Raw genomic sequence first — 3,080 nt, 5'->3', positions numbered from 1 at the left:
GCTGGCCCAGTCCGAAGACGAGATCACGCTGCGCCGCGTCGCGGATCACCTCAGCCGGGGCGGTTTGCCCATGCGCGCCATCGAGCTGCTGGCCACTGCCGCCGACGATGCCGAAGCGCGCGGCGACACGGCCCGCGCCCTCGCGCTCTACCGCATCGCCGCCGACCTGTTTCCGCACGACGACAGTGCCCGCGCCCAGATCGCCCGTCTCGAACGGGAGCAGGATCATTCATAGGGCTATCCGGTTTTTCCCACAACGGGCGGGGCAAGCTCCGCCCCTACGAATCACGCGTTTTTTTCCCCTCTCCAACTCGATTGGAAAGGGGCCGGGGGTGAGGTCGCGGTTGCTCTTGCCCCTGCTTTTTCCCCACTTTTCTCGCGTAAAAAATTTTTCACTCTTGATCCCATCCGCAGAACCCGCTATCATACAATCCCGGACCTGAGCCGGGCTGACGTCGCGGCAGCGTCCAACGCATCTGACGGGATTGAGCCAGCGAGTCGAACACAGGCATGAGAGCAGCACCCTATCATCACCCTTCCGCTGAGCCACAATCATTTCTCATTTTCGGATTTGATCGAGCCACCCTTTATTAGGGTGGCTTTTTTATGTCCAGGAGAAGAACAACGTGAACAGCACCGTGTCTAACCACAACGACCTCCGTCACTCAAGCGACTACCTGCAGCGCTACACGCCCGAAAAGATTGCCGGGGACTTCACCGGCAAGCACATCATCTCCGTGGAGCAGTTCGACCGCGACGACCTGAAGATCCTGTTCGACGCGACGGCCTCCATCCGCAAGCGCCTGAAGCAAAACGACCGCGGCCTGCTCCAACTGGGCGCGGGGCGGCTGATGGTCACGCTGTTCTACGAAGCGAGCACCCGTACCGACATGTCCTTCCAGGCGGCCATGCGTCACCTGGGCGGCGAAGTCGTCGCGGCCAGCAACGGCGTGCAGTTCTCCTCGGTCTACAAGGGCGAAAACCTGGGCGACACCGTGCGCGCGGCGGGCTGCTACGCGGACGTGATCGTGCTGCGCCACCCGGACGTCGGCTCGTCCTACGAAGCCGCCTACTACCTCGACCGTCTGGCCGAGCAGATCGGGCGCAAACCGCTCATCATCAGCGGCGGCGACGGCGTGGGCGAGCACCCCACCCAGGCTCTGCTGGACATGTTCACCATCTACGACTTCAAAAAGGGTTTCGACAACCTGATGATCACCCTGGTCGGTGACCTGAAGCACGGGCGTACGGTCCACTCGCTCGCCAAGCTGCTGGCCCGCTACCACGCGCAGAACACCACCATCTCGCTGGTGTCGCCGCCCACGCTGCGCATGCCCGCCGAGGTGATCGAATACTGCAAAGCCTCCGGATTGACCGTCTACGAAACCGAGGAACTCTCCGAGGTGCTCGGCAAGACGGACGTCCTGTACTGGACGCGCGTCCAGGAAGAACGCTTCGCCAACCGCGAAGACTACGAGGCCATCAAGGACGGCTTCATCATGACGCCGCCCGTTCTGGCCCAGGCTCCCGACAACATGATCCTGATGCACCCGCTGCCCCGTAAGGGCGAGATGGGTACGCCCGCCGACCACGACCTGCTCGACGCCGACCCGCGCGCCGTCTACTTCCAGCAGATGGAAAACGGCATGTTCGTCCGCATGACGCTGCTGGCGAAGGTCCTCGGGGACCTGTGGGTCTAATCGCATGACACAGCTTATCCGTCTGCCGGGCATGCTCGATCCGCACGTGCACCTGCGCGATCTTGACTGGTCGCACAAGAGCACGTTCGCCAGCGAGACGGCGGCGGCGGTGGCGGGGGGTTATTGGGCGGTGTTCGACATGCCCAATACCCCGCCCAGCACCACCACCCGCCCCGCGCTGGATCGCAAGCTGGCGAGCATCGGCGCGCAGGCCGTCTGCGACTGGGGCATTTACTTCGGCGCCAGCCAGGACGACAACAGCGCCGAATACGCGGGCGCGATCGATGACGTGTGCGGCCTGAAGATCTACAACAACGCCACCACCGGCACCCTGCTGATCGGGGAACAGGCCGCGCGCGTGCCGCACTACCGCGCCTGGCCGGGCCGCAAGCCCATTGCCGTGCACGCGGAGGGTCCGACCGTGGCCGAGATCCTGGCGCTGGTGCGCGAGACGGGCAAACGCACGCACTTCTGCCACATCAGCACCGCCGAGGAGATCGGCTACCTGAGCGCGGCGAAGGCGGAAGGGCTGCCGGTCAGCATCGGCGTGACGCCGCACCACCTGTTTTTGACCGAAGACGACGTGCGCACGCTCGGCCCATTCGGGCGGATGAAGCCCGAACTCAAAACGCAGTCGGACGTAGACGCGCTGTGGGACGCCATCCGCGCCGGGCTGGTGGACGTGATCGAGTCCGACCACGCGCCGCACACCCGCGCCGAAAAGCTGGGCGACGTGCCACCTTCCGGCGTGCCGGGCCTGGAAACGACCCTGCCGCTGATGCTCACCGCCGCCCGCGAGGGGCGTGTCGAGCTGGAGCGCGTGATCGCCATGCTGACCACCGAGCCGCAGCGCATCTTCGGCGTGACGCCGCCCGATGGCACGTACACCCTGGTCGATCTCGATGACAGTTACGTCATCGAGGACACCAGTCTGTTCACCGCGTGCGGCTGGTCGCCGTTCGCCGGGAAACGCGTGCAGGGCCGCGTGCGCGAGGTGTGGATTCGCGGGCAGCAGGTCTACGACGGCGAGTCCGTCCTCGTGCCGCAGGGGTTCGGCCAGAACCTCGCCGCGTCGCAACAATAGACACGCAGTAGGGGCCATTCATGAATGGCCCCTACTCAAGAATGTGCGTTTCGTAGGGGCGGGGCTTGCTCCGCCCGGCGGGGCGTATCCTGCAAATCGCGCATCCCGACAACCCGACCTCACTCCCTACCGGATCGGAGCATCCATGAACGACCTCACCCGCGCGGCGCGATCCCTGGTCCTGAACACGTACGATCTGGCTTACGAGCGCCTCGCCCGCCCGGTGATCTTCCGCCGCAGCGCGCAGGACGCCCACGAGCGCATGTTGACCATGCTCGCCCGGCTGGACGGCGCCC

Annotated in this window: 3 protein-coding genes; all 3 read left to right on the top strand. The window is 65.1% G+C overall.

Annotated elements, in window-relative coordinates; all coding sequences use genetic code 11:
* The coding region (locus V7116_RS25690) for a hypothetical protein (protein ID WP_324394859.1) at nucleotides 1-235 on the top strand (235 nt) is incomplete at its 5' end.
* Nucleotides 236-626: 391 nt separating this feature from the next.
* On the top strand, nucleotides 627-1,700 hold the full coding sequence (gene pyrB, locus V7116_RS25685) for an aspartate carbamoyltransferase (RefSeq protein WP_324394858.1): 1,074 nt from the start codon (nucleotides 627-629) through the stop codon (nucleotides 1,698-1,700).
* Between the two features lie 4 nt (nucleotides 1,701-1,704).
* Nucleotides 1,705-2,784: a dihydroorotase gene (locus tag V7116_RS25680; RefSeq protein WP_324394857.1), complete on the top strand. Its 1,080-nt coding sequence runs from the start codon at nucleotides 1,705-1,707 to the stop codon at nucleotides 2,782-2,784.
* The last annotated feature ends 296 nt before the right edge of the window (nucleotides 2,785-3,080 follow it).

Source organism: Aggregatilinea sp., from assembly GCF_036822615.1.
Taxonomy (GTDB): Bacteria; Chloroflexota; Anaerolineae; order Aggregatilineales; family Aggregatilineaceae; genus Aggregatilinea.
Note: the sequence above shows the minus strand (reverse complement) of the source record. Positions and strands in the feature narration are given on the sequence as shown.

Coding starts and splice junctions, on each gene's coding strand:
- V7116_RS25680 (WP_324394857.1), top strand. CDS start 1,705: ATGACACAGCTTATCCGTCTGCCGGGCATGCTCGATCCGCACGTGCAC.